We start from the raw sequence: 24,385 nt of genomic DNA, 5'->3' as shown, positions 1-24,385 counted from the left end.
GATGTCAGTAAAAGAAAACTTTGAAGCAGCAAAAAAACAATACGAACAATGGGGCGTGGATGTAGAGGCAGCCTTGAAAAAGTTACAAGAGATTCCTATTTCCATACATTGTTGGCAAGGTGATGATATTGGCGGATTTGAGGCCAATCCAAGTGAATTGTCAGGCGGGATTGATGTAACAGGCAATTATCCTGGCAAAGCAACTACACCTGAACAGCTGCGCAGTGATTTAGAAGTAGCTTTATCGCTCATTCCCGGCAAACATCGCGTAAACTTGCATGCCATTTATGCAGAAACAAACGGAGAAGCGGTCGAAAGGGATGAAATTGAACCGAAGCATTTCGAAAATTGGGTAGCTTGGGCTAAAGAGCAAGGATTAGGCCTTGATTTTAACCCGACTTTATTTTCTCATAAAAAAGCAGAAGACGGACTGACACTTTCTCATCCAGACGAAGACATCCGTGAGTTTTGGATCAGACACTGTATTAAAAGCAGACAAATTGCAGAGTACTTTGGCAAGGAATTAGGAACGCCTGCATTAACAAATATTTGGATACCAGACGGATATAAAGACATTCCAAGTGACAGACTCACACCTCGTATCCGCTTAAAGGAATCATTAGATAAAATCTATGCTGAAAAAACGGATGAACGCTACAATTTAGATGCAGTAGAAAGCAAAGTCTTTGGCATCGGATCTGAATCATATGTTGTCGGCTCTCATGAGTTTTATATGGGCTATGCCTTAAAAAATAATAAGCTCTGCTTAATGGATACAGGCCATTATCACCCGACTGAAACAGTATCCAATAAGATTTCATCGATGCTGCTGTTTTCCGATAAATTAGCACTTCATGTATCAAGACCTGTCAGATGGGATAGTGACCATGTCGTTATACTTGATGATGAACTAAAAGAAATTGGTCTTGAGATTGTCCGCAATAATGCCATTGACAAGGTGCTTATCGGCTTGGATTTCTTTGACGCAAGCATCAATCGTGTGGCAGCATGGACAATCGGCACAAGAAATATGATTAAGGCATTGCTTAATGCCCTATTGATGCCGAATGAGAAATTAAAACAGCTGCAAGAAAGAGGCAATTTCACAGAAAGATTAGCATTAATGGAAGAATTTAAGACATATCCTTTCGGAGCGGTTTGGGATTATTATTGTGAAACAATGAATGTGCCTGTAAGAGAAACATGGCTGGAAAATGTGAAAGCATATGAACAGGATGTTTTAGCTCAGCGCTAGTTTGTTAACTCCTCCCTAATATTAGGGAGGAGAAAAAAACAACAAAAATGAAAACCTTTACAAAAAAGGGGATGGAGAGTATGATACGCAAAGGCTTTATTATGAATGTTTATCCAGATAAGCATGCTGAATATGAAAAACGCCATAATGAAATATGGCCGGAAATGGTAGCAGCACTTCATGATCATGGTGCAAAAAACTACACGATATTTCTTGATAAAGAGTCAAGCAAGCTGTTTGGCTATGTTGAAATAAAAGATGAGGAAAAATGGAGCAAGATGGCAAGCACTGCCATCAACCAGAAATGGTGGGAATTCATGGAGCCTTTAATGGAAACCAATGCTGATAACAGTCCTGTTACTATTTCATTAGCAGAAGTTTTCCATATGGATTAACGATTTAAAGGTGTGCATGATGACTAAAGGAGAGAGAGAACATGGCGAAAGACAAAAAATTTGCGGCAAAAAACGTAACAGGCTGGAAAGCAACGATTGCTGTAGCAATGGCAAACTATATTGAAGCAGGCTCTATTATCGCCGCTGCAAGCAGTTTAACAATGTGGCAAGCATACTTGAATATTGACAGCATGGGTGTAGGGTTGTTAAGTGCATTAAGTGCAAACGCTTTCGGTGCGGCGATAGGTGCATTGATTGGTGGGCCATTAACAGATAAATTTGGACGAAAATTTATTTTTAGCTATGATTTGCTCGTCTATATGATTGGTGTTGCATTGATTGCAGCCTCTGTCAATTTCCCGATGCTGCTAATCGGAACGATTATTACAGGGTTGGCAGTTGGTGCCGGTGTTCCTGTTTCATGGACGTATATCGCAGAAGAATCTCCGCAGCATAAACGGGCAGCCCATGTCGGAACCGCCCAGTTGGCATGGTCAATTGGTCCAACGTTAACCTTTGTGTTTGCAGTTATTTTGGCTCCACTAGGGCTTGCTGGTTCAAGAATTATTTTTCTACACTTGCTGGTTATCGCGTTTGTGACATGGTATATAAGACGAGGCTTGGATGAATCGAAAATTTGGGAAGAACAACAAGCGAAAGAAAAAGCAGAAGCATTACAAGGCAAAGCAAAAACGAATGTATTGAAGGAATTATTTACACTAAAAGCTAATCGTCAGGCATTGGTTTTGTTAATCGGAATTTATTTATTCTGGAATTTAACAGCAGGCGCAATGGGGTATTTCATGCCGTATATTTATGAAAATGTCGGCGGGTTAAGCACAGGGCAGGCTAATATGCTGCAAGCATTTTTGTGGCTGTTCACCGTGCTGACAACATACTTCCTGTTTATGAAGCTTGGAGATAAGGTCAGCCGGAAAACATTGTTTGGAATTGGAGCAGGCATGGGACTTGTTGCTTGGATTATCCTGACATTCATGCCAATGACATGGCCGACACTGATTGCCTTTGTTATTCTGTGGGGAGCTGCAGCTGGAATTGGTGCACAAGCGTTTTATGCTCTATGGACAAGTGAGCTTTTCCCGACAAAATATCGTGCGAGTGCACAAGGACTTATGTATTTTATCGTCCGAACTGGTATTGCAGTCTGGTCGTTTATCCTGCCGCTATTGATGGATACGTTAGGGTTTACTGTTGCAGGTATAGTAATGATTGCCTTCCTTGCGATTCATATGATTATCGGTATAATTCTTGCACCTGACACAAGAGGAAAAACATTGCAGGAAATTGAAAAAGAGCGTTACGGTGATGTGCTTGAGCATAAATCTGTTCATAAAACGGTATAAAGTTTAGCTAATACGAATGGGGGCAAAGGTTATGATACTGATGCCCCTTTTTTTGTAGCTTGTATTATATAAAATAGTAGCTAATTATGGTATAGTAAAAATACAAAATCAAACGTAAAACCAAATAAACAAAAATTAGGCACTGTAAAGAAAGGGAGATATTAGTTGCTTGTTGCAGAAAGGCGCAGAAAAATTGTTGAATTAGTAAACGAAAGATTAAGCATTCGCGTATCAGAGCTGAGTGAAATCTTTTCTGTTACAGAAGAAACAATCAGAAGAGACTTAGAAAAGTTAGAACAAGAGCAGCTGTTAAGCAGAAGCCACGGCGGAGCTGTCAGCATTGAAAAAGAAGCAACCGATATTCCGTTTATTGTGCGGGAAATTACCAATTCTGCTGAAAAAAAGGCGATTGCTGCTGAAGCTGTGAAGCTGATTGAGCCAAGTGAGCAAATCTTATTGGACGGAAGCACAACAGCATGGTATATGGCTCAGGAATTGCCTGATATGCCTTTGACGGTTATCACGAATTCTATTAAGGTAGCCCTAGAGCTTAGCAAAAAGGAACAAATTAAAGTTATTTCCACAGGCGGAATGCTCCTTGCCAACTCGCTGTCCTATGTTGGACCCCTGTCAGAACGATCTTTAGACAGCTATTATGTCAACAAGCTGTTTCTATCATGCAAGGGTGTGCATTTGTCAGGCTTAAGTGACTCCAATGAGTGGCAGGCTATATTAAAGAAGAAGATGATCGATATTTCTTCCCAAGTTATCTTGCTTGCCGATTCTTCTAAATTCGGAGTAAAAACCTTCGCTCATATTTGTGATTTGAAAAATGTTCATCATGTCATTTCCGATGTGAACATCCCTGCTGACTATCAGAAGGAGCTGCAGGAAAAAACAATTCCTTATTCTATTGTAAAGATTTGAAACCCAATCATGGGTTTCTTTTTTTATAAGGGAAAACAGACATAAAATGTTCATAAATGCATTGTTTTTTATTTTGTTTGTTTTTGTTTATGTTGACTTATATTTGTTATCCTTTTATGATAAAGATGTAAAAAGACAACATACGAAAAAAGCAAAAATAGCAGATTAAGAGAAAACAAAGGAGTGCATGAGAATGCCAACAAAGGTTCAGAAGAAAAACCTAGAAGACGCCCCCTTCCTGAAGGAAATGTATAATGCTGCTTTTAATATGTGGAGGCTTGGATGGGATGAACGAAATGGCGGCAATATCAGTTATTTGCTGAAGGAAGAAGAGGTGAAAGAATACTTAGATGCGAGTAAGGTGGTACGCACAATACCGATTCCGACGTCTGTAGAAGAACTCGAAGGCAAATTTTTTATCGTAACTGGCTCAGGCAAATACTTTAAAAATGCGAAGGAAGACCCTTGCAACACGTTTGGAATTATTAAGGTAGGAGAGAGAGGGCAAAGCATTGATGTGTTGTGGGGATTGGAGGATGGAACACTTCCGACAAGTGAGCTTCCTGCCCATTTCAAAAGTCACACAGAAAGACTAAAGGTGGACAGCGAACATCGTGTTATCATGCATAATCATGCGACAAATATTATTGCCATGACTTTTACTCATGAACTGGATGAAGCAATGTTTACGAAAACCCTCTGGCAAATGTGCACAGAATGCATCGTTGTATTTCCGGACGGAATTGGCATTGTGCCATGGATGATTCCTGGTACGGCAGAAATCGGACTGCAAACAGCACAAAAGATGAAGGAGCATCGCCTCGTCATATGGCCCCATCATGGTATATTCGGTGCAGGTACAACAATTGATGAGACATTCGGTCTAATTGAAACTGCTGAAAAAGCAGCGCAAATTTACACAGCAATCGGAGACCCAGCGCGCATAAAACAAACCATAACAGACAGAGAATTAGCTGACTTAGCAAAAGCATTTCATGTTACCCCCCGTCCTGGCATTATTATCGCTTAATAGATTGCCGAATCTTTTTCGTTTTATTTGTGAAATATTGAACATATAAAGGAGGATAAACATCATGTCTTCACATGTTTTATATATACCAAGTACGAACTTAATCGGAAGAGGCTGCCTAAATGAAGCAGGCGAATATTTACATCAGCTGAAGTTTACGAAAGCACTGCTTGTAACTGATAAAGTATTAGTAAACAATGGTATTGCAGAAAAAGTGATAAATATACTGAAAAACAATGCTATCGATTATATAATTTACGACGAAGTAAAGCCTAATCCGACAATTGCTAATGTAATGAATGGCTTGCAAGTATTTCAAGAAAATCAATGTGATTGTATCGTTTCTGTCGGTGGAGGTTCACCGCAGGATGCAGCAAAGGCTATTGGCCTTATGGCAGCTAACGGCGGAGATTTAAGAACATACGAAGGTGTAGGAAAAACAGCGCATAAATCTGTCCCGATTGCAGCAGTTAACACAACTGCCGGCACTTCAAGCGAGTATACGATTAACTATGTTATTACAGATGAAGAACGGCAAGTGAAGATGGTGATGGTTGATAAAAACAGTCTTGCAGCAATTTCCATTAATGATCCTGAGCTGATGACGGCAAAACCTGAAGCATTGACAGCTGCTACAGGGATGGATGCTTTAACACATGCGATTGAAGCGATTGTGTCAAAAGGCGCATACAGGATTACAGATGCTCAAGCTTTGGCTGCAGTTGAAATTATCTTTGAATATTTGCCAAAAGCAGTCAAAAATGGGGAGGATCTCAAAGCAAGAGAGCAGATGGTATTCGCCATGTTCCTTGCTGGTGTAGCATTTAATAATGCAGGACTTGGATTTGTCCATGCAATGGCCCACCAGTTAGGCGGCGTTTACGATTTGCCTCATGGTGTGTGTAATGCGATGCTTCTGCCAATCGTTGAGAGGGAAAATGCTAAACGAGATCCAAGTAAGTTTCCGGCAATTGCTAAGGCTATTGGAATTCAAACAGAAGGCAAATCAGCTTTGCAATGTGCAGAGGAAGTGATAAATGCAATAGAACAATTAAGCGTTAGTGTGGGTATTCCTGCAACTCTGTCAGAATTAGGCGTATTTGAAGCAGACTTAGAAAAGCTTGCTCAGTTTGCGCTTGTGGATGCTTGTGCCCCAGGGAATCCATTTCAGCCTACAAAAGAAGAAGTAATCGCCATGTATAAGGAGATTTTATAAAGTAATATAAAAAGAGGCTGCTACAAAAGTATGTAAGTATACAAAAAAACCGAACTAATAAATAGTTTGGTTTTTTTGTGGGGCGGAGGGCACTCGACTCCTGTGGGAAATAGAGGTGGATGAGACACCGCAGGCGAAGACGAGGAGGCTTTAGCTTCCTCCCCGCGGAAGGCGCAATGAACTGAACGAATGATAAAGTTATCTACTATTTATAATCCCAAGCTTTATTTTTTCAAATATTCCTGTTTAGATAGGTTATATTTTGTTTTGTAGCATCCTCATTTGCTGATTAAAAAGCACGTTTCATTACTTTCCACAGCCAATATCCGCAAAATCCCCCAAGTGTATTAAGGATAACATCATCCACATCACAAGCACCTATCCTTGTTACAAGCTGAAGCAGTTCGACAGAAACAGACAAGGCAAAAGCGCAGCCAATAACCGAGGAAAGCTTGCGGACATTAGCAAAAAGAAGGGGAATAAAGAACCCGAACGGCATAAAAGCGAGGATGTTTCCGAATAAATTATTCGTCCATAACCCCAGATTAAAGGAAGACAATCCGCCTATGTCTGCAAGAATACTTCTAAATGGAATGAAATTATAAGCAACAGTTCCTTTGACTGCTTGTCTGTACCCTGAAAAAAACAATAAATAAAATAAAATTACTATATATACAGCAAATAAACAGAAGCACATTCCTCTGAAAATCTTTCGTCTACATACCATTACTCTTGCTCCTTATAATGAAAAAATTCACAGCAGTTTCCGAACATTATATAAGAAAAATGAAAGATTTGTACAGAAATTAGCTAAAAAAATGCATTTAACCTATTGATGAATTGTTTTCTTCTTGATATAGTTACTTAGGTAACTAATTTTAATTTAACCTTATAAGTTAGGAGCACCTGCTGCTATGAATGATGTTCATGAATTATTTCACTCGATAAACCAGCTTGCCAGACAAATGACAAAATCATTGAATGATGCACTTCAGCCGTTCGATATTTACAGTTCACAGTGGACTGTTCTCTTTTTGCTTAAAACAAAGGGTTCTATGACACAGAAGGAAATTTCCGATTATTTAGCAATTGAGGCACCGCCGATTACAAGAACGGTGCAAAAATTAGTAGCAAATGATTATGTGAGACAAGTAAAGGGAATCGACAAACGCACAAAAAGGATTGAGCTTACCGAAAAAGCGTTGGAGAAGTACCCAGAATGGGAAAAAGCAGTCCTGCAAATGAACGAGGAGCTGATTCAGCCATTAACTCCCGCATCTCAACAGCAATTACTGACATTGATTTCAGATTGGAATCAGGATTTATCAACTAGGGGGAAGGAATTTGAGTAAGGAAACACTTTGGACGAAAAGTTTTATTAATATTTGGGTTAGCAACTTTTTTTTATTTTTAACATTTTATTTTTTAATGGTGTCTCTGCCCGTTTATGCCATCAATGAACTGCATGGGAAACAATCAAGCGCAGGTCTGATCACGACAATGTTCTTGCTGACAGCCATTGTCATCAGACCGTTCGCAGGCAAGCTGATGCAAAAATACGGGAAGAAGACACTGCTTGTACTGTCATTGGCGATCTTCTTTCTTGTGGCGCTATTCTATTTCTTGCCTGAATCTGTCGGAAGCCTACTGATTGTCCGTGCCTTTCATGGCATCGGATTCGGGATGGCAACTACTGCAACAGGAACGATTGTTGCAGATATTATTCCCAACTCCAGAAGAGGCGAAGGAATGGGCTATTATTCAATGTCGATGAACCTTGCGATGGTTGCAGGGCCGTTCCTTGGTTTGATGGCCATTAATTCATGGGGAGCAGATACACTATTTTTGCTGGCTGTAATATTTGCGGTTTTTGCCATCCTAACAGGTTTATTTATTAAACTGCCGAAAAATACAGTTCCCGCAAGCGAAGCACCGGCAGAAAAGACTCCATCTAAATTCGGCGGCATTCTCGAACCGTCTGCTATTCCGATCAGCATTGTTGCTGCACTGTTTGGAATCGTTTATTCATCTATTTTGTCCTTTGTGTCTGTATATGCAGACGGCAAAGGCTTGCAGAGTGTGTCAGGCTACTTCTTTGTCGTATATGCTATAATCATGCTGATCGGCAGACCATTTGCAGGACGCTGGTTTGACCGTTATGGTGCAAATGTGATTGTTTATCCATGCATTCTGCTATTTGCTATAGGAATGCTGACATTGAGCAATGTAAACACAGCCTTTTTCTTCTTGTTTGCAGCAGCGTTAATTGGCTTAGGTTATGGAACGCTCTTTCCAAGCTTCCAAACAATCGCCATTCAAAAAGCTGCTCCAGAAAAGCGCGGCTTAGCAACAGCAACTTTCCTGTCATTATTCGACAGCGGTATCGGAATCGGGTCCTTTATAGTAGGTTTTGTCGGAGACATGATTGGCTTCGGTTCGCTATATTTCTACAGTACTTTCTATATCTTATTAGCACTTGTCGTTTATTATTTCCTACATGGAAAAGCGGCAAAACAGGCTAAGTTAATGAGCAATGTATCGAAAGCTGGATAAATCTTGAATGCCTGAGCAAATTAATTTGCTCAGGTTTTTTTATGGAAACAAAGAGCTTTTAACCATTTGCAGAAAAATTAAAAAATATTTTTTTGATTATTGACAAATGTGTGAACTTTTTATTATCCTAAGGGTATAACAAATGTTAAGTGCTGTAACAAATGTGACATGAAGAACCTTAAAGTGTTTATCTGTGACAGATGTTACAGTTTTTTTAACTTAAAAATGAAAGCGCTATTATTTAGGGTGAGGAGGCTCAATAACAAGCAAATAAGGGGAGGAGAAGGGGGCTTATATGCAGTTAGCTTTTATACTTTGTTTGATACTTATTGTGCAATATCTTTTATCGCTGTTTCAGATTAAGCAATACAAAAAGAATATCGATAAAATTGTCAGCGGTTACAAAGGTCAGGATGGTTTTTTTATGTTCTCAGGAATGACACGCGGAAAGCTTAAGCACGGAGCAATTGCTGTCTTAATTGTTGATAGTAACTATATCATTCATGAATGTCACTTGTTAAAAGGGATGTCAGTCTTAACTAAATTTAAGGCGATGGAAATCTATAAAGGCAAGCATGTTGGGGAAATTGTCAGCTACATCCATGATGAGATTCCTAATAAGGGCAAAAATAAACTTCCTTCCTCAAGAAAGGCATTGTTACAGGCAAGTGAAAATGCATTATTAACAATCGCTAAGAAAAAGGTGTCATTAGGAGTATAAATAAGGGGGTCAAACAATGGAATGGATCAAATGGTTAGGAGAGCATTTTATTGGGATGTTTCAGGCAGGCGGGGAAACCTTTATGGGGCTGGTAACAGGCATTGTTCCTACTCTCGTCGTTCTATTAACATTCACGTATGCAATGATGAAATTTGTTGGAGAAGAAAGAGTTACACGAATCATTCAGTTTGCTGCTAAATACACAATCCTTCGCTATACACTCATGCCAATTCTATCACTTCTTATGTTAACAAACCCAATGGCATATACTTTTGGCCGTTTTTTACCAGAAAAGCAAAAGCCCGCCTTCTACGATTCAGCCGTATCATTCGTTCATCCAGTCACAGGTTTATTTCCTTATGCAAATGCAGGAGAGCTCTTTGTCTATTTAGGAATTGCTAACGGCATCCAAGAATTAGGGCTGCCGATAGCAGACTTAGCTGTCCGTTACTTTATCGTTGGTGTCGTTATTATTTTGATTCGTGGAATCGTAACTGAAATAATCACAAAATATTTAGCGAAAAAGGATGGCGCTGATATAGCGTAGAAAAGGGGGAGATTGTAAATGACAGCTTATCGCGGTGTTTTCGTATCCAAAGGCTCAGGCGGCTGGGGTGTTGGTCTGTATGTGGAACCAGATTCTAAAAAGAACAAAATTGTTTCGATTACAGGCGGAGGGATTCATCCAGTTGCCGCAAAAATAGCAGAGTTAACTGGTGCTGAGGCAGTAGATGGCTTTAAAGGCTCCTATCCAGAAGAAGAAATGGCCTGTGTTGTTATTGACTGTGGCGGAACTGCACGGATTGGCGTTTACCCAATGAAACGAATTTTGACAGTCGATGTTCTTCCTTCCTCTCCATCAGGTCCGCTGTCCAAATATATTACCGATGATATTTTTGTATCAGGTGTAACAACGAAAGATGTGGCGATTTCAGAAAGCTATAATCAATCTGCAAGTGCCGAAGAAGCAGCAGAGCGTCCTAAATTTGATACTAAAGATAAAGACAAATTCCAGGAGAACTATAAACAATTAAAACAAAACATTGCAGCAAAACAAAAAGAAAATATCTTGCTGCGTTTCTCAAAAGGAATTGGCAATGTCACAGGCACATTTTATCAAGCTGGCCGGGACACAATGGATATTTTGCTAAAGAATATTCTGCCTTTTATGGCGTTTGTAAGTATGCTCATGGGAATTATTAATTATACAGGTGTGGGCGATTGGATTGCACAGGCACTTACTCCTCTTGCTGGTTCCCTTTGGGGGCTGCTTGTCATAGCGGTTGTCTGTACATTGCCCTTCTTATCTCCAGTGTTAGGACCTGGCGCCGTAATCGCCCAAGTTATTGGCGTATTAATCGGTTCGCAAATAGCGTTAGGCAATATTCCGCCCCAATATGCTCTTCCTGCCCTATTTGCCATTAATGGGCAAGTTGGCTGTGATTTTATTCCTGTTGGTTTGTCTCTTGGCGAAGCTAAGCCAGAAACAGTTCGCTACGGAGTACCTGCGATTCTTTACAGTCGTTTGATCACAGGTGTTGTTGCTGTAGTCATTGCTTATTTTGCTAGTTTTGGCATGTATTAAATACGTGGAAGGATAGGATCGATGTGTTTAAACAGGATAGAAGGATGCTCGTTAAAATTGCCCAAATGTATTATGAGGAAGGTGCCACCCAATCGGAAATTGCCGACAGAATTGGAATCAGCAGGTCCCTCGTTTCTAAGCTGTTAACGAAAGCGAGGGAAGATGGTATTGTCGAAATTATCATTCATGATGACCATATTCATCAATTTAGAAATATTGAACGGAAAATAGAGCGTCTTTATGCATTAAGGGAAGTAGTATGCATAGAGAGTGTTGGCAAGGAGACGTCAAAAAAGCAATTAGGCGAAGCGGCCAGTGAGTATTTACATCGTGTTATCAGAGATGGCCAGATTATTGGCATGTCCTCTGGCACGACATTAAATGAAGTGGCAAAGGCTATCAGTTCTGTGCAGCACTATCCAACAGCAACCGTTGTTCCATTAGTCGGAGGGATGGGGAACGAGCGAGTAGACATTCATTCGAACAGTATTGTCTCAAAGGTCGGCAATGCCCTTCAATCGAAGTATGAGTTACTGCATGTTCCAGTAATGGTAGACACAAAGGAAGCGAGAGAAGTATTAATACGCCAGCCTTCTATCCGGTCTATTTTTCATTTAGCAGAACAATCACATATTGCCATTGTAGGTATAGGCGGCCGGCCAGAGGATTCGACGATGGTAAAATCGTACATGGGCTCTGATCATCTGCAAATCACGAATGACTCAGAAATTGTCGGCGATATTTGTTATAACTTTATTAATAAGTTTGGCAAGCCTGTTCAAAATGCTTGGAATGACAGAGTGATAGCAATGGAACTGGAAAAATTAAAAGCAATACCGCTCGTTATTGGTGTAGCTTCCGGTCTGGAAAAGGTTCAAGCCATAAAAGCTGCCTTGGAGGGTAGTTTAATTCATGTGCTGATTACAGATGAAGCAACTGGAACTGCCCTTGTAGAAGGCTAGCAAGAGTTGAAGTCGTGCATATGAACTCTGATTTATTCGAAAATTACCATTGACAGGTATTATTTAACACCTTAAACTGAAAATGCGGAACAAATGATAAGGGTTGGAACAAATGTAATGAAGTTCACTATATTGTTAGACTATATAACATTTGTATTTCTAAAATATTAAATTGTAAGCGCATTACTAATACGAGGGAGGAATTATTAATGTCAATTTACACAAAGCTTTTACAAAGAGAACGTGAAAATGCACCCATTAAAGTCGGAGTTATCGGTGCAGGCCAGATGGGTTTTGGAATGATTGCGCAAATCTCCAAAATTCCCGGTATGATCGTAACAGGTATATGTGATGTAAATGTTCAGGCAGCACAAAGAGCTGCTGACTTCTATTCCTCTCAATCTGCCCGCAAGGATTCTATCGTAGTTACAAACGATTATCGTAAAGTCATTCAGTCAAACAATGTGGAAGTAATCGTAGATGCCACTGGTGTTCCAGAAGTAGGCGCAAATGTTTCATTAGAAGCGTTAAGGTCTAAAAAACATATCGTTCTGCTCAATGTAGAAGTGGATATAACAATTGGCTCCATCATGTATCAAATGTTCAGCAATGCCGGACTAATTTATACAGGCTCAGCCGGTGATGAGCCTGCTGCTACACTAGAATTATATGAATTTGCTAAAACGATGGGATTGGAAGTGCTTGTTGCCGGCAAAGGGAAAAACAATCCATTTAACCCGTTATCAAACCCTGATACAGCAGCTGCTGAAGCAAAAAGTAAAAACATGAGTGCCCATATGCTAGCGGCCTTTCAAGATGGGACAAAAACAATGGCAGAAATGAACCTGTTAAGTAATGCGATTGGGTTAATTCCAGATAAGGTCGGCATGCACGGTGTATCAGCAACAGTGCAGGATGTTGCTGATAAACTGGACTTAAAGGAAAATGGCGGGGTATTAAACAGCTTTGGGGTTGTAGAGTATGTAAACGGATTAGCACCAGGGGTTTTTGTCATTGTCAAAAGTGAGCTTGAACCAGTTGATGAAGAGCTGCGCTACTTAAAAGTTGGCAAAGGTCCTCATTATGTATTTTACCGCCCTTATCATTTGGCTAGTTTAGAAACGCCGATCACTATTGCAAAAGCAGTATTAGAGCATGACTCTTCCATTCACCCACTCGGGGCGCCTATATCTGAAACAGTAACGGTCGCTAAAAGAGATATAAAAGCTGGAGAAACATTAGACGGCATTGGTGGATACAGTGTTCGCGGTGTTCTGGAAACGCATTCTGATATGAAGAAAAATGGTCATATTCCAATTGGTTTAATTAGTGGAAAAGTAATAGCAAAACGGGATATAAAAACAGGAACGTTCCTGACTTTTGATGATATAGAGTTAGATACAAATACAACGGTTTGGAAATTAAGAGCATTACAAGATCAGCTTTTTCCATCTAATTTAGAACAACGGCCGCTTGTGACACTATAAGTAATGAACCAATAGGAGGATTAAGGATGACAACATCAGTCGTAAAAGAAATAGGTGTATTAGTTTCCGCATTTAAAGAAGATAAAATCTTAATATTATTCGGGCCACAGGCACCGAAGGAACTTCGAGAAATGGCAGTTATTCATGAATTTGAGCTGTTGGATAGTGAGCCATTAAAGCATGGCGGCACGATTGCATTTGGAGACGAGACTTTTACTATTACAGCGTTAGGAGATCATGCAAATAAGAATTTCAAGGAATTAGGGCATATATCTATCTATTTTCAAGAACCAGTAGATGAAGTGTTGCCTGGAGCTGTGTTTGCTGCACCATATTCCTTCCCAAATTCTATTAATGAAGGAACAGTAATTTCAGTAAAATAAACAAGCGGGAAAGGGAGAATCAAGTATATAAACTTGAGCTCTTTTTCCCTTTTTTTATCCTCTTTTAAATTGATTTTTGATTAGTAAAAAATATCAGAAAATACACGCTTTTCCCTTGACTAGAAGAGGAATACATTATATGATTTTTACAAATGTAACAGTATTGAACAAATGTAAAGGGAGGAACAATAATGAAGATTAAAACATTAAAGCTTCCTGAAATGATTACAGAACAGAAATTAAAAGAGCTGTATAAAGAACTGTGGCTAATTCGGTATTTCGATGAAAAAGTTGACCAGTTTTTTGCAAAAGGAATGATCCATGGAACAACACATTTATGTGTTGGCCAAGAGCCGTCTGCTGCTGGATCCATTGCAGTGATTAGCAGAAAAGATAAGATTATCAGCACCCATCGCGGGCACGGCCACTGTATTTCGAAAGAAGGCGATGTGAACAAGATGATGGCAGAGCTCTTTGGCAGAGAAACAGGCTACTGTAAAGGAAAAGGCGGATCGATGCATATCGCAGATTTAGAAAAAGGCAATCTGGGCGCCAATGGGATTGTCGGCGGCGGGCTTCCGTTAGCAGTCGGAGCAGCTCTTACCTCCAAAATAAAAAATGAGAATTATGTGGTGCTTTGCTTCTTTGGAGATGGTGCATCAAATGAAGGCAGCTTCCATGAATCGCTGAACTTAGCAGCGATTTGGGATTTGCCGGTAGTTTTTATTTGCGAAAATAATCAGTATGGGATGTCCGGCCCAGTCAAAGATATGACAAGGATTGAAAATATTGCCGACAGAGCCGGCAGTTACGGCATACCTGGCAAGGTAGTGGACGGTCTTGACATGATTGAGATAATGAATTCCGTTCACGAAGCGGTTGAGCATGCACGCAATTCTAAAGGACCATCCTTAATTGAAATGAAAACATACCGCTGGAAAGGCCACTCTAAAAGCGATGCAAAAAAATACCGGACTCGGGAAGAAGAGAAGGAATGGCGCGAAAAGGACGGAATTAAACGCTTTAAAGACACGTTAATCAATAGTGGTGTCTTAACAGAAGAAACAGCTAAACAGCTTCAGGAAGAAGCCTATGAAGAGATTGAAAAGGCTGTAACATTCGCTGAAAACAGTCCAGAACCATCCCTTGATAGATTACTAGAAGATGTATATGCCTAAAAGAGAGGAGCTAAAAAATGGCTACTAGACAAATAACCTATTTAGAGGCAGTCAGGGAAGCAATGAGTTTAGAAATGCGAGAAAACGAGGATGTGTTTATCCTCGGTGAAGACATCGGTGTATACGGAGGAGCCTTTGGCGTTACTCGGGGTATGATTGAGGAGTTTGGACCGGAGCGCGTTCGTAATACGCCAATCTCAGAGGCAGCGATTGCAGGTGCTGCCATTGGTGCAGCTTTAACAGGAATGCGTCCAATATTGGAGCTTCAATTCTCTGATTTTATTACAATAGCTATGGACCAAATGGTGAATCAAGCGGCGAAAACACGCTATATGTTTGGAGGTAAAGGCAAGGTGCCAATGGTGCTGCGCACACCTGCTGGTTCAGGAACAGGAGCAGCTGCTCAACATTCACAAAGCTTAGAAGCATGGATGGCCCACATCCCCGGCTTAAAGGTAGTCCAGCCTGCGACAGCTTATGATGTTAAAGGATTGCTAAAAGCGGCAATGGATGATGATAACCCCGTTATTTTTTACGAGCATAAGCTTTTGTATAAAACAACAGGAGACGTGCCAGAAGAATCATACAAAATCGAGTTAGGTAAGGCTGATATTAAACGGAGCGGCACAGATGTAACAATTGTTGCAACCGCCATCATGGTTCATAAAGCACTCGAGGCAGCGGCTGAACTGGAAAAAGACGGCATTAGTGTGGAAGTCATTGATCCGCGTACGCTTGTTCCACTAGATACAGACACGATTATACAATCTGTCAAAAAGACTGGACGATTAATTGTAGTTCATGAAGCAGTAAAGCGAGGCGGTTTTGGTGGAGAAATTGTCAGTGTTATTGCAGAGAGCGAAGCATTTGACTATTTAGATGCCCCAATTAAACGGTTAGGAGGAAAGGAAGTCCCGATTCCATACAACCCGAAATTAGAAAAAGCCGCCATTCCCCAAGTTCCCGATATTGTTGAGGCAGTGAAAGAAACAGTGAAGAACAGGTAAGAACAGGTAAGGAGGGAAAGCCAATATGGCAAAAGAAATATTTATGCCTAAGTTAAGCAGCACGATGGCAGTCGGGACACTTCTGCAGTGGTTTAAAGAAGAAGGAGAGACTGTCGAAATCGGTGAACCGCTGTTTGAAATAATGACAGATAAAATTAACATTGAAGTAGAAGCCTATGATGATGGTGTGTTGTTAAAAAAATATGTCGATGTTGACACGGAGGTACCAGTTAACCATATTGTTGGCTATATCGGTGCAAAGGGTGAAGCAGTGCCTGCCAATTCGCCAGGCATTGCTGGCGGTGAAACAGACGTGAGAGAACAAGCAGAATCAGTTTCTATTCAACAAGAACTCTCCCATAATCACATACAAACGGAAGAAAAACCTCGGGCAACTCCAGCTGCTCGGCAAATGGCCCGCACAAACAAACTAGATTTAGTTTTCATTAACGGAAGCGGACCAAACGGCCGCATTCATAAAAAAGATGTGTTGCTGCAACTAGAAGATAATACAAAGGCAACACCACTTGCGAAAAAAATAGCAGCAGCAGCACAAGTGGACTTAAATACTGTTGCTGGAAGCGGAGCACAGGGCAAGATTGTGAAAGCAGACGTATTATCAGCGCTGCCAGCAAAATCAATGGAATCAGAACCAGTGCTAGAATCAATGGAAATACGGAAGAAAATGTCTGGGATTCGAAAAGTTATTGCCGAAAGGATGGCACAAAGCGCTTATACCGCACCACATGTTACATTAACCACAGAAGCAGACATGACCAAAGTAAAAGAACTGCGAACATCCCTCTTACCAGTTGTGGAAAAACAAACAGGCCTTCGTTTATCGTTTACAGATATTATCATAAAAGCGGCAGGGACCGCATTAAGTCGTCATCCTCATGTGAATGCATCTGTAGTAGGAGACGAAATTGTTCAGTACAGAGAAATTAACATCGGTTTGGCAGTAGCGGTTCCTGACGGTTTAATGGTTCCAGTCATTAAAGACGTTTCTTCAAAAGGACTCACTGCAGTTACAATGGAGGCAAAAGATATCGGACAGAGAGCGCGTGAAAATAAGCTGCTCCCAGAACAACTAAAAGGCTCTACCTTTACGATCTCCAACCTTGGAATGTATGCAGTTGATGCTTTTACGCCGATCATTAATCAGCCTGAAAGTGCCATATTAGGAGTCGGCCGCATTCAGGATAAACCTGTAGCTATAAATAACAGTCTGGAAATTCGGCCAATGATGACATTAAGTCTCTCCTTTGATCATCGAGCAATCGATGGAGCCCCGGCCGCAGCGTTTTTAACAGAATTAAAGCAAATATTGGAAAACCCATATGAGTTATTAGCATAGGAGGTATAATGGTGAAAACCTATGATATTGTTGTTATCGGCGGAGGACCGGGTGGATATACAGCGGCTCTGCATGCAGCAGAGCTTGGACAAAAGACAGCCCTTATTGAGGCAGACTTTCTCGGTGGAACATGCTTGAATCGAGGCTGTATTCCCTCCAAAACATATTTAAAGCATGCTGAAATTATTGAACAAATCGAAAAAGGGAAAGAGTGGGGAATTGACTCAGGACCGCTTCAGTTATCTTTAAGTAAAATGAAGAACCGAAAAGATGACGTCGTTAAACGCCTTCGCAACGGCATTGCTTTCCTTTTAAAAAAAGGAAAGGTGGATGCTTATAACGGCTATGGAACAGTACTGCCTGATGGAAAAGTAATGATTCAATCCGCTAGTAAGGAAGAGACTATTAAGGGCAATAAAATCATTATTGCAACTGGCTCTGTCCCTGCGGTGCCGCCGATTTCAGGATTAGAAACTGTTTCCTATGAAACTAGTGATACAGTTTTCGATTTGGAAGAGATACCTAAATCGGTCGTCATTATCGGCGGTGGCGTAATTGGAGTAGAATTTGCAACTATCTTTGCTGCCTTACAAGCAGAAGTAAGCATTATCGAAGCTTCTGACAAGATTATCCCAACAGAGGATATCGAAGCTTCCAAGTTCTTAACTAGTAGTCTCAAGAAAAAAGGGATTACCATCCATACAAATGCTAAAGTGCAGAGAGTAGAGGAAACTGAAGGGACGAAACTAGTAGTCTGTGAGGATGAAAAGGGGAATGAGCAAAAGCTTCACACAGATATATTAATCGTATGTACTGGGCGCAGGCCGAATCTATCAGCAGTTTCAGGGCTTCCATTAGAAACGAACGGACCTTTTCTTCAAGTTAACAGCCAAATGGAAACAAGCATGACAAATGTGTATGCGATCGGAGACGTCATTGGCGGATGGCAGCTAGCACATGCTGCAAGTGCAGAAGGAATAGTTGCTGTAAATAATGCTTCGGGAGGAAAAGACTATATTGATTATAAAGTAATGCCGCGCTGCATTTACACTCTTCCAGAAATTGCTTCTGTCGGTTTGTCAGAAGCAGCCGCAAAAGCGCAAGGAATGGACGTGAAAATAGAGACATTTAATTTTGGCGGGAGCGGGAAAGCAATAAGTGCCGGTCAGCCAGAAGGATTTACTAAAATCATTTATGAAGCAAGGTTTGGCGAGATTATCGGTGTCGTTATGGCAGGTGGAAATGTAACAGAATTGATCGCAAACGCCTCAGCTTTTATGTACCTAGAAGGAACAATAGAAGAAGCAGCTTCCATGATTCATCCACATCCGACAATTTCAGAAACCTTCTATGAAGCAGCGCTGAATGCAGTCTACAAATCAAAAGCGAATAAAGAAATACATTCGGCTATCTAATCATATTCGCAACAAAAAAGCCTAGTAATAATAGGCTTTTTTGTGCAGTTAAAATAATAAGAGGAATAGACGAAATTAAATAATAAGAATTTTCTTAAAATGTCTTGACTGAACAGGTTCTGTATTTTATGATGATTACAAATGTAACGCTATTGAACAAAAGTAAAAATCACTACAAACGAAAGGAGGGAGACAACAATGGAAAAGTTAATTCAATTAGATGAAAAAATAATTCAATTGCATGTTAAAGCTGCAAATAGGGAGGAGGTAATGACGAGGCTTTATGAAAAGCTAAAGAAATACAATTATGTTAAAGATACTTTTTTAGCTTCTATTTTAGAAAGGGAAAGCATTTTTCCAACAGGCTTGCCTCTTGCTTCGATGGGCGTGGCAATTCCCCATACTGATCCAGAACATGTAGTCACCCCGATGATTGCTGTGGCAGTATTAGAGCACCCAGTAGAATTTATCGTAATGGGCAGTACAGATACACCAGTGAATGTGGAGATTGTCTTGATGTTAGCAATATCTGAACCTACTAAACAGCTTGTGATGCTCGAACGGTTAATGGGTGTCTTTCAAAATGAAGCTGCCATGTCCCAGTTGAAAAATGCAGCATCTGCTAAAGAGCTGCTTTCTGTATTAGACAGGGAAATAAATCAGATTAGTGTTTAGCACTTTTTATTCGCCAGAAATGTAAGCGCTATCTATTGTGAGGGGGTCTTATTATGATTAAGCAAGCTGTAGATTTTGTATTAGATTTAGGTCCATCTATAATGCTGCCGATCATTATGACAGTATTTGGCTTACTGTTAAAGCAAGGCTTTAAAAAGTCATTTACAGCAGGTATAACCATTGGGATTGGTTTCATAGGTGTAAATCTTGTTATCGGGCTTTTATCGGGGGCAATCGGACCAGCTGCCCAAGCGATGGTAGAGAAATTAGGATTAAATTTAGATATTCTTGATGTGGGATGGCCAATCGGTGCTGCTATTTCCTTTGGAACGCCTGTAGCACCATTAATGATTCCATTAGTACTGGTTTTAAATGTAATCATGCTGTCAACGAATTTAACAAAAACGCTAAATGTTGATATTTGGAACTTCTGGCATTTAATCTTCGCTGCCTCGGTCACTTATTATGCCTACGATAACATGATTTTAGCTATAGCAGTCGGATTAATTGTTTCTGCGATAACCCTCAAATTGGCGGACTGGACCGCCCCGGCTGTCGAACACCACTTTGGGTTAAAAGGAGTCTCAATGGCTCACTCGGAAACAGTTAACTTTGCTCCCATCACATATGCTAGCAACCGGATTGTGGATAAAATACCAGGAATTAATAAAATCGAGGCAGATCCTGAAACATTAAAGAAAAGATTTGGGATTTTTGGAGAGCCCCTCGTAATGGGATTAGTGCTTGGATTGCTGATTGGTTTTCTGGGCGGATACGATGCTAAAGGAATTCTAACATTAGGGATTCAGATGTCTGCAGTATTAATTTTGATGCCAAGAATGGTAGCTCTATTAATGGAAGGACTAATCCCTATTTCAGAAGGAGCCCGCGACTTAATCAATAAAAAGTTCCCTGGTAAGAATGTTTATATTGGGCTTGATACAGCGATTGTTATCGGAACAGCATCAAATATGGCGGTTGCACTAATCATGGTTCCTATTACCTTATTATTAGCTGTAATTTTACCATATAACGGTATGCTGCCTTTTGCGGATTTTGCAGTACTTCCCTTTACAGTCGTTTGGGCAGTCGCAGCAGCACGCGGCAATATTATCCGCGGCATTATTAACAGTATCGTCACCTTGATGATCGTCTTCTTTATTGCTACTAATCTTGCAGATTTAGCAACAACGATGGGAAGAGCAGTCGGCTTTGATTTCCCAGAGGGAGCTACACAAATTTCTGGTATAGATTTAGGATCACACGTCATTCCATGGATTATCGTCCGATTGCTTGACCCAAGCAATCCATACTTTATCGGTGCGATTATAGCTGCGATTTTGTACGCCTCGCTCTGGTATTGGGTCAGAAATGACATTAAAAAACAATATGCGAAAGAAATGGGATTAGATGCGAAGACATTAAAGCCTGTTCAACTAGAGGAAGATGAAACTGCTTTTAAAGCTTAATTATTTATTATAGGAGGAATTACAATGGCAAAAAAAATCTTGGTTTCCTGTGGTACAGCAGTTGCCACATCCACAGTCGTAGCGAAAAAAATAGAAGAAATATTAAAAAACAAAGGATTGAATGTTATTGTGGAGCAATGTAAAGTATCGGAGGTGCCATCTAAAGCGGCAGGTGCAGATTTAATTGTCACAACAACACCAGTAAGTAATACAGGCGGAACACCAGTTATACAAACAATCTCTTTTTTGACAGGGGTTGGAATTGATGCAGATATGGAAAAGATTATTAGCCATTTAGAATAAGCGATAAAAAAGCAAAAAAACGATGTTGTGTTTTTTTGCTTTTTTAAAATGGAGGAGAGATGATGAAGCACTATCGCTACAGTACAACAGTATTTTGGTTTTCTATTATTTTTCCTGTGATCTTAATGATTGGCATGTTTATTTGGGCTATAAACAGCCTAATAAATAATGGTTCAGAGGGTATTTATTTGCTTGTTTTAATCGTGATGCCTCTATTATTTGTTTCCTCTGTTATTGGTTTAAATAACCCTTCGCAAATTACTGTCTCTTCTGAGGCAATCGCATTTATTGGGTTTTGGCGAAAGCATGAGTATAAATGGCAAGAGGTCACAGAATTTACCGTTAAAGATTATGGATATGTAGGAAAATCCTTTATCAGAATTGGCAATTTCCGTCTGTTAGGAGGCCGCTATTGGATTTCTAATAAGCTCGATGGGTATCAAGAATTATTAACCATAATAAAAGCACAAGCAGAAGGACGTGAAAAGCATGAAGGTGAAACCTTACAGTCAAAATGACAGAGCACTGCCGATGAAAGTTGCTGCTTACTATAACAAGGAACAAATAAACTATGAAGACCGGCATATTCCTACTATCGGTGACGAGGAAGTGTTAATTCGCATGGAGTATTGCGGGCTATGCGGAACAGATATTCATAAAGTAATCGACGAAACAGTGCCGCCTGAAACTGTTCTTGGCCATGAAGTTTCAGGGGAAATAGTAAAAAAAGGTGCTAAAGTAAAGGATTACAAAGTGGGTGATAGAGTATTTGTCGCTCACCATGTTCCATGCTTCACCTGCCATTATTGCAAGAGAGGTTCGTTCAGCTTATGTGCGCAATTTAAACAAACCAATCTAGATCCAGGCGGATTTTCTGAATATATCCGTGTGCCAGCATTGCATGTAAAACATACGATGGGGCTACTTCCAAACGGAATGAGCTATGAACAAGGAGCGCTTGTCGAACCAATCGCCTGCTGTCTTCATGGCTTTGAATTAATAGATACACACCCAGGAGATACGATTTTTATTATGGGCGCTGGCCAAATTGGCCTCCTGCAAGTACAAATTGCCAGAGCCTTATATGCTTCCAACATTATTGTCAGTGATATTAATCCTTTTCGTTTGGATAAAGCACTAGAGTTCGGTGCTGATGAGGCTATTAACAGTCAAAAGGAAAATGTAGCAGAAAAAGTATTAGAGCTGACAAATGGAAGGGGAGCAGATATCATCATCATTTCCGCCAGCATTTCCTCTCTTTTACCTGAAGCATTGGAATGTGTTGCAAGAGGAGGGACCGTATTAGTTTTTGCACCATTTAAAGACACAGAGGTAGCCATACCTGCAGCAAAATTTTTTAATGATGAAATTAAAGTGATCGGCTCCTACTCTTCCAATCCATATAATTATGAAAAAGCGGTGTATATGTTGAAAAATAAAGTGTTTGATGTAGAAAGGATGATTACCCACCGCTTTCCGTTAGCAGAGTTAGATAAAGCAATCGCAACGGCACATAATCCTACTGCAAGTGTTTTGAAAGTGCTAATAACACCATAGAAAGAGGGGGAGCAATGGTTGATTTAAGGTTAAATGAAAAAATAGTACTAGTAACAGGAGCGGATGATAGTCTTGGTACCGTTATTTGCGAAAAGCTTGTAAAGAATGGCGCTAAGGTTTGGAGTCATCAATTTAGCGAAAATACAGCAGGTTCCAATCAGCATTATGTGAATACAACCACTATTATAAGTAAATTGGACTCACGTGAAGAGGTTCGAACGGTAGTCAATAAAATCATCGCAGAAGATAAAAAAATAGATATTCTCATCAATCTGGCAGAAAAGAAGGATAGCTTTACAATTGATCAGCTGACACCACAGACATGGTTAGCTGCTTTTCAAAGAAATCTGGATACACCTTTTCTATGCTGTCAGGAAATTCTCCCAGCCATGATAGAGCATGGCAGCGGAACCATTATTAATATAACTTCACAAGCGGCATTTACAGGAGATATTGGTCCTCATTATGCGGCATCCAAAAGTGCATTAAACTCATTTACAAAGGGCTTGGCAAGAGAGTTTAAAGAAAAGGGCATAAAGGTGAAGGAAGTTTGTGTTCCTGTTAAGCTACATAATCAGTCACTCCCTTTAAAGAGTAGAAGACACATGATCGAAGCAGTAGCAAATAAGACGTTACTAGCATGTTCAGCTTATTTAGATGATGAATAGTACATGATTTGAGGTGCTGTATATGAAGAAAAAAAACATTGTGATTATTGGCGGAGCAAGTGGCATCGGCAAGGAAATTGCGTTACATTATGCAGCAGATAAACATCAGGTTGCTGTTGCAGATATTAATAAACAATCCTTAGATCAGTTAGTTGTTGAAAGCGGCCAAGGTACTCTTATTCCATTGGAAGCAGACGCTAGTTCTTGGGAAAGTATCGAACTCCTTGCAGAACAAATAAAAAAGAGGTTTGGCACCATTCACACACTTATTTACTCAGCAGGAATCACAAAATCAATCAGCTTTTTTGAAATGGATTGGGGTGTTTGGCAAAAAACAATGGCTGTAAACCTGCATGGTCTTTTTTACAGCATTAAATTCATTTATCCGTTAATAGAACGCGGCGGAAGCATCGTTATTATTGGGTCAGGATCTGCTATTACTGGCACTGGAGGTGGAATCCAATATACGGCCTCAAAGGGCGGGGCATTTGGGTTAATGAGATCCCTTGTTCAAGAATTGGGAAATAACCATATAAATATAAATGTTGTCGCACCAAGGGTAATTGAATCAGATATGCTTGATATTTTATATCCTACAGAACAATCAAAGGCTGAGCTGAAAAAAGCCATTCCAATTGGACGGCTTGGTACACCAATTGATGTTTGTCAGGCGGTAAAATATTTAAGCAGTGAGGAAGGCAAATATGTGCATGGCCAAATCTTGCTGTTAGATGGCGGAAGAACATATAAAAGTGTCTTATAAACAGTTTCCCCGAGAATCATAATTCTCGGTTTTTTATGATAAGACGTAATGATTTTCCTAAAAATATGCTGTAATATGTTCTTATACATAACATTTGTAATTACGGATTGGCTGT

Annotated in this window: 26 protein-coding genes; 25 read left to right on the top strand and 1 reads right to left on the bottom strand. The window is 40.1% G+C overall.

The features are described from left to right. Nucleotide 1: 1 nt before the first annotated feature. The 6 genes from rhaA (at nucleotide 2) to MKX82_RS10630 (ending at nucleotide 6,187) form a co-directional block, all read left to right on the top strand. Nucleotides 2–1,255 (top strand): L-rhamnose isomerase, encoded by a 1,254-nt coding sequence (gene rhaA / locus MKX82_RS10655; protein WP_341079500.1) that lies wholly within the window; start codon nucleotides 2–4, stop codon nucleotides 1,253–1,255. An 80-nt stretch (nucleotides 1,256–1,335) separates the two neighbouring features. Further along, on the top strand, nucleotides 1,336–1,650 hold the full coding sequence (gene rhaM, locus MKX82_RS10650) for an L-rhamnose mutarotase (RefSeq protein ID WP_233313734.1): 315 nt from the start codon (nucleotides 1,336–1,338) through the stop codon (nucleotides 1,648–1,650). Between the two features lie 41 nt (nucleotides 1,651–1,691). Next, on the top strand, nucleotides 1,692–3,014 hold the full coding sequence (locus MKX82_RS10645) for an MFS transporter (RefSeq protein ID WP_341077031.1): 1,323 nt from the start codon (nucleotides 1,692–1,694) through the stop codon (nucleotides 3,012–3,014). Nucleotides 3,015–3,179: 165 nt separating this feature from the next. After that, complete coding sequence (locus MKX82_RS10640) at nucleotides 3,180–3,941, top strand: DeoR/GlpR family DNA-binding transcription regulator (RefSeq protein WP_237941486.1); 762 nt, start codon at nucleotides 3,180–3,182, stop codon at nucleotides 3,939–3,941. A 193-nt stretch (nucleotides 3,942–4,134) separates the two neighbouring features. Further along, nucleotides 4,135–4,971, top strand: a complete 837-nt coding sequence (rhaD, locus tag MKX82_RS10635; RefSeq protein WP_341077030.1) for a rhamnulose-1-phosphate aldolase — start codon at nucleotides 4,135–4,137, stop codon at nucleotides 4,969–4,971. 64 nt (nucleotides 4,972–5,035) lie between these two features. Then, nucleotides 5,036–6,187 carry an iron-containing alcohol dehydrogenase gene (locus MKX82_RS10630; RefSeq protein ID WP_341077028.1) on the top strand — a complete coding sequence of 384 codons (1,152 nt, stop codon included), beginning with the start codon at nucleotides 5,036–5,038 and terminating at the stop codon, nucleotides 6,185–6,187. A 289-nt stretch (nucleotides 6,188–6,476) separates the two neighbouring features. On the opposite strand, the gene MKX82_RS10625 is transcribed toward MKX82_RS10630, so the two are convergent. After that, the gene (locus MKX82_RS10625; RefSeq protein WP_285109830.1) at nucleotides 6,477–6,914 is read right to left on the bottom strand and encodes a VanZ family protein; all 438 of its coding nucleotides are present in this window, start codon (nucleotides 6,912–6,914) and stop codon (nucleotides 6,477–6,479) included. A gap of 187 nt (nucleotides 6,915–7,101) precedes the next feature. On the opposite strand from MKX82_RS10625, the gene MKX82_RS10620 reads away from it, so the two are divergent. The 19 genes from MKX82_RS10620 to MKX82_RS10530 all read left to right on the top strand — a co-directional run bounded on the left by MKX82_RS10620 (nucleotide 7,102) and on the right by MKX82_RS10530 (nucleotide 24,270). Beyond that, nucleotides 7,102–7,539 (top strand): MarR family winged helix-turn-helix transcriptional regulator, encoded by a 438-nt coding sequence (locus tag MKX82_RS10620; protein ID WP_233313740.1) that lies wholly within the window; start codon nucleotides 7,102–7,104, stop codon nucleotides 7,537–7,539. After that, on the top strand, nucleotides 7,532–8,740 hold the full coding sequence (locus MKX82_RS10615) for an MFS transporter (protein ID WP_233313741.1): 1,209 nt from the start codon (nucleotides 7,532–7,534) through the stop codon (nucleotides 8,738–8,740). The genes MKX82_RS10620 and MKX82_RS10615 overlap by 8 nt, the downstream gene beginning before the upstream one ends. A gap of 295 nt (nucleotides 8,741–9,035) precedes the next feature. Next, the gene (locus MKX82_RS10610; RefSeq protein WP_233313742.1) at nucleotides 9,036–9,461 is read left to right on the top strand and encodes a transcriptional regulator GutM; all 426 of its coding nucleotides are present in this window, start codon (nucleotides 9,036–9,038) and stop codon (nucleotides 9,459–9,461) included. A gap of 16 nt (nucleotides 9,462–9,477) precedes the next feature. Continuing rightward, nucleotides 9,478–10,008 (top strand): PTS glucitol/sorbitol transporter subunit IIC, encoded by a 531-nt coding sequence (gene srlA / locus MKX82_RS10605; RefSeq protein ID WP_233313743.1) that lies wholly within the window; start codon nucleotides 9,478–9,480, stop codon nucleotides 10,006–10,008. Nucleotides 10,009–10,026: 18 nt separating this feature from the next. Beyond that, nucleotides 10,027–11,046 carry a PTS glucitol/sorbitol transporter subunit IIB gene (gene srlE, locus MKX82_RS10600; RefSeq protein ID WP_233313744.1) on the top strand — a complete coding sequence of 340 codons (1,020 nt, stop codon included), beginning with the start codon at nucleotides 10,027–10,029 and terminating at the stop codon, nucleotides 11,044–11,046. Nucleotides 11,047–11,090: 44 nt separating this feature from the next. Continuing rightward, the gene (locus MKX82_RS10595; RefSeq protein WP_237941481.1) at nucleotides 11,091–12,008 is read left to right on the top strand and encodes a sugar-binding transcriptional regulator; all 918 of its coding nucleotides are present in this window, start codon (nucleotides 11,091–11,093) and stop codon (nucleotides 12,006–12,008) included. Nucleotides 12,009–12,217: 209 nt separating this feature from the next. Next, on the top strand, nucleotides 12,218–13,495 hold the full coding sequence (locus MKX82_RS10590; RefSeq protein WP_237941480.1) for an NAD(P)H-dependent oxidoreductase: 1,278 nt from the start codon (nucleotides 12,218–12,220) through the stop codon (nucleotides 13,493–13,495). Between the two features lie 26 nt (nucleotides 13,496–13,521). Next, entirely contained in the window at nucleotides 13,522–13,878 is a 357-nt protein-coding gene (locus MKX82_RS10585) for a PTS glucitol/sorbitol transporter subunit IIA (RefSeq protein ID WP_233313747.1), read from the top strand. Nucleotides 13,879–14,069: 191 nt separating this feature from the next. After that, the gene (locus MKX82_RS10580; protein ID WP_233313748.1) at nucleotides 14,070–15,056 is read left to right on the top strand and encodes a thiamine pyrophosphate-dependent dehydrogenase E1 component subunit alpha; all 987 of its coding nucleotides are present in this window, start codon (nucleotides 14,070–14,072) and stop codon (nucleotides 15,054–15,056) included. A gap of 17 nt (nucleotides 15,057–15,073) precedes the next feature. Beyond that, nucleotides 15,074–16,063: an alpha-ketoacid dehydrogenase subunit beta gene (locus tag MKX82_RS10575; protein WP_233313749.1), complete on the top strand. Its 990-nt coding sequence runs from the start codon at nucleotides 15,074–15,076 to the stop codon at nucleotides 16,061–16,063. Nucleotides 16,064–16,088: 25 nt separating this feature from the next. Then, on the top strand, nucleotides 16,089–17,420 hold the full coding sequence (locus MKX82_RS10570; protein WP_341077009.1) for a dihydrolipoamide acetyltransferase family protein: 1,332 nt from the start codon (nucleotides 16,089–16,091) through the stop codon (nucleotides 17,418–17,420). Between the two features lie 8 nt (nucleotides 17,421–17,428). Beyond that, complete coding sequence (gene lpdA / locus MKX82_RS10565; RefSeq protein ID WP_341077007.1) at nucleotides 17,429–18,835, top strand: dihydrolipoyl dehydrogenase; 1,407 nt, start codon at nucleotides 17,429–17,431, stop codon at nucleotides 18,833–18,835. Nucleotides 18,836–19,033: 198 nt separating this feature from the next. Continuing rightward, complete coding sequence (locus MKX82_RS10560; RefSeq protein ID WP_341077005.1) at nucleotides 19,034–19,510, top strand: PTS sugar transporter subunit IIA; 477 nt, start codon at nucleotides 19,034–19,036, stop codon at nucleotides 19,508–19,510. A 53-nt stretch (nucleotides 19,511–19,563) separates the two neighbouring features. Further along, nucleotides 19,564–20,979, top strand: coding sequence for a PTS galactitol transporter subunit IIC (locus MKX82_RS10555; RefSeq protein WP_233313753.1), 1,416 nt, complete (start codon nucleotides 19,564–19,566; stop codon nucleotides 20,977–20,979). Nucleotides 20,980–21,003: 24 nt separating this feature from the next. Next, nucleotides 21,004–21,282: a PTS sugar transporter subunit IIB gene (locus tag MKX82_RS10550; RefSeq protein ID WP_233313754.1), complete on the top strand. Its 279-nt coding sequence runs from the start codon at nucleotides 21,004–21,006 to the stop codon at nucleotides 21,280–21,282. A 59-nt stretch (nucleotides 21,283–21,341) separates the two neighbouring features. Continuing rightward, nucleotides 21,342–21,800, top strand: a complete 459-nt coding sequence (locus tag MKX82_RS10545; protein ID WP_341077002.1) for a hypothetical protein — start codon at nucleotides 21,342–21,344, stop codon at nucleotides 21,798–21,800. After that, the gene (locus MKX82_RS10540) at nucleotides 21,772–22,839 is read left to right on the top strand and encodes an alcohol dehydrogenase catalytic domain-containing protein (protein WP_341077001.1); all 1,068 of its coding nucleotides are present in this window, start codon (nucleotides 21,772–21,774) and stop codon (nucleotides 22,837–22,839) included. Before MKX82_RS10545 ends, MKX82_RS10540 begins: the two co-directional genes overlap by 29 nt. Nucleotides 22,840–22,853: 14 nt before the next feature. Next, nucleotides 22,854–23,507: an SDR family NAD(P)-dependent oxidoreductase gene (locus MKX82_RS10535; RefSeq protein WP_341077000.1), complete on the top strand. Its 654-nt coding sequence runs from the start codon at nucleotides 22,854–22,856 to the stop codon at nucleotides 23,505–23,507. A gap of 22 nt (nucleotides 23,508–23,529) precedes the next feature. Next, nucleotides 23,530–24,270 (top strand): SDR family NAD(P)-dependent oxidoreductase, encoded by a 741-nt coding sequence (locus MKX82_RS10530; protein ID WP_341076997.1) that lies wholly within the window; start codon nucleotides 23,530–23,532, stop codon nucleotides 24,268–24,270. Nucleotides 24,271–24,385 lie beyond the last annotated feature (115 nt).

This window comes from Niallia sp. FSL R7-0271 (genome assembly GCF_038005785.1).
GTDB lineage: Bacteria > Bacillota > Bacilli > Bacillales > Cytobacillaceae > Niallia.
The sequence above is the reverse complement of the archived record's forward strand: the minus strand, read 5'-3'. Positions and strand labels throughout refer to the sequence as shown.

Bases quoted from the DNA above. Each gene is read 5' to 3' on its own strand.
- rhaA (WP_341079500.1), top strand. From the start codon at position 2: ATGTCAGTAAAAGAAAACTTTGAAGCAGCAAAAAAACAATACGAACAA.
- rhaM (WP_233313734.1), top strand. From the start codon at position 1,336: ATGATACGCAAAGGCTTTATTATGAATGTTTATCCAGATAAGCATGCT.
- MKX82_RS10645 (WP_341077031.1), top strand. From the start codon at position 1,692: ATGGCGAAAGACAAAAAATTTGCGGCAAAAAACGTAACAGGCTGGAAA.
- rhaD (WP_341077030.1), top strand. From the start codon at position 4,135: ATGCCAACAAAGGTTCAGAAGAAAAACCTAGAAGACGCCCCCTTCCTG.
- MKX82_RS10630 (WP_341077028.1), top strand. From the start codon at position 5,036: ATGTCTTCACATGTTTTATATATACCAAGTACGAACTTAATCGGAAGA.
- MKX82_RS10625 (WP_285109830.1), bottom strand. From the start codon at position 6,914: ATGGTATGTAGACGAAAGATTTTCAGAGGAATGTGCTTCTGTTTATTT.
- MKX82_RS10620 (WP_233313740.1), top strand. From the start codon at position 7,102: ATGAATGATGTTCATGAATTATTTCACTCGATAAACCAGCTTGCCAGA.
- MKX82_RS10610 (WP_233313742.1), top strand. From the start codon at position 9,036: ATGCAGTTAGCTTTTATACTTTGTTTGATACTTATTGTGCAATATCTT.
- srlA (WP_233313743.1), top strand. From the start codon at position 9,478: ATGGAATGGATCAAATGGTTAGGAGAGCATTTTATTGGGATGTTTCAG.
- srlE (WP_233313744.1), top strand. From the start codon at position 10,027: ATGACAGCTTATCGCGGTGTTTTCGTATCCAAAGGCTCAGGCGGCTGG.
- MKX82_RS10595 (WP_237941481.1), top strand. From the start codon at position 11,091: ATGCTCGTTAAAATTGCCCAAATGTATTATGAGGAAGGTGCCACCCAA.
- MKX82_RS10590 (WP_237941480.1), top strand. From the start codon at position 12,218: ATGTCAATTTACACAAAGCTTTTACAAAGAGAACGTGAAAATGCACCC.
- MKX82_RS10585 (WP_233313747.1), top strand. From the start codon at position 13,522: ATGACAACATCAGTCGTAAAAGAAATAGGTGTATTAGTTTCCGCATTT.
- MKX82_RS10580 (WP_233313748.1), top strand. From the start codon at position 14,070: ATGAAGATTAAAACATTAAAGCTTCCTGAAATGATTACAGAACAGAAA.
- MKX82_RS10575 (WP_233313749.1), top strand. From the start codon at position 15,074: ATGGCTACTAGACAAATAACCTATTTAGAGGCAGTCAGGGAAGCAATG.
- MKX82_RS10570 (WP_341077009.1), top strand. From the start codon at position 16,089: ATGGCAAAAGAAATATTTATGCCTAAGTTAAGCAGCACGATGGCAGTC.
- lpdA (WP_341077007.1), top strand. From the start codon at position 17,429: ATGGTGAAAACCTATGATATTGTTGTTATCGGCGGAGGACCGGGTGGA.
- MKX82_RS10560 (WP_341077005.1), top strand. From the start codon at position 19,034: ATGGAAAAGTTAATTCAATTAGATGAAAAAATAATTCAATTGCATGTT.
- MKX82_RS10555 (WP_233313753.1), top strand. From the start codon at position 19,564: ATGATTAAGCAAGCTGTAGATTTTGTATTAGATTTAGGTCCATCTATA.
- MKX82_RS10550 (WP_233313754.1), top strand. From the start codon at position 21,004: ATGGCAAAAAAAATCTTGGTTTCCTGTGGTACAGCAGTTGCCACATCC.
- MKX82_RS10545 (WP_341077002.1), top strand. From the start codon at position 21,342: ATGATGAAGCACTATCGCTACAGTACAACAGTATTTTGGTTTTCTATT.
- MKX82_RS10540 (WP_341077001.1), top strand. From the start codon at position 21,772: ATGAAGGTGAAACCTTACAGTCAAAATGACAGAGCACTGCCGATGAAA.
- MKX82_RS10535 (WP_341077000.1), top strand. From the start codon at position 22,854: ATGGTTGATTTAAGGTTAAATGAAAAAATAGTACTAGTAACAGGAGCG.
- MKX82_RS10530 (WP_341076997.1), top strand. From the start codon at position 23,530: ATGAAGAAAAAAAACATTGTGATTATTGGCGGAGCAAGTGGCATCGGC.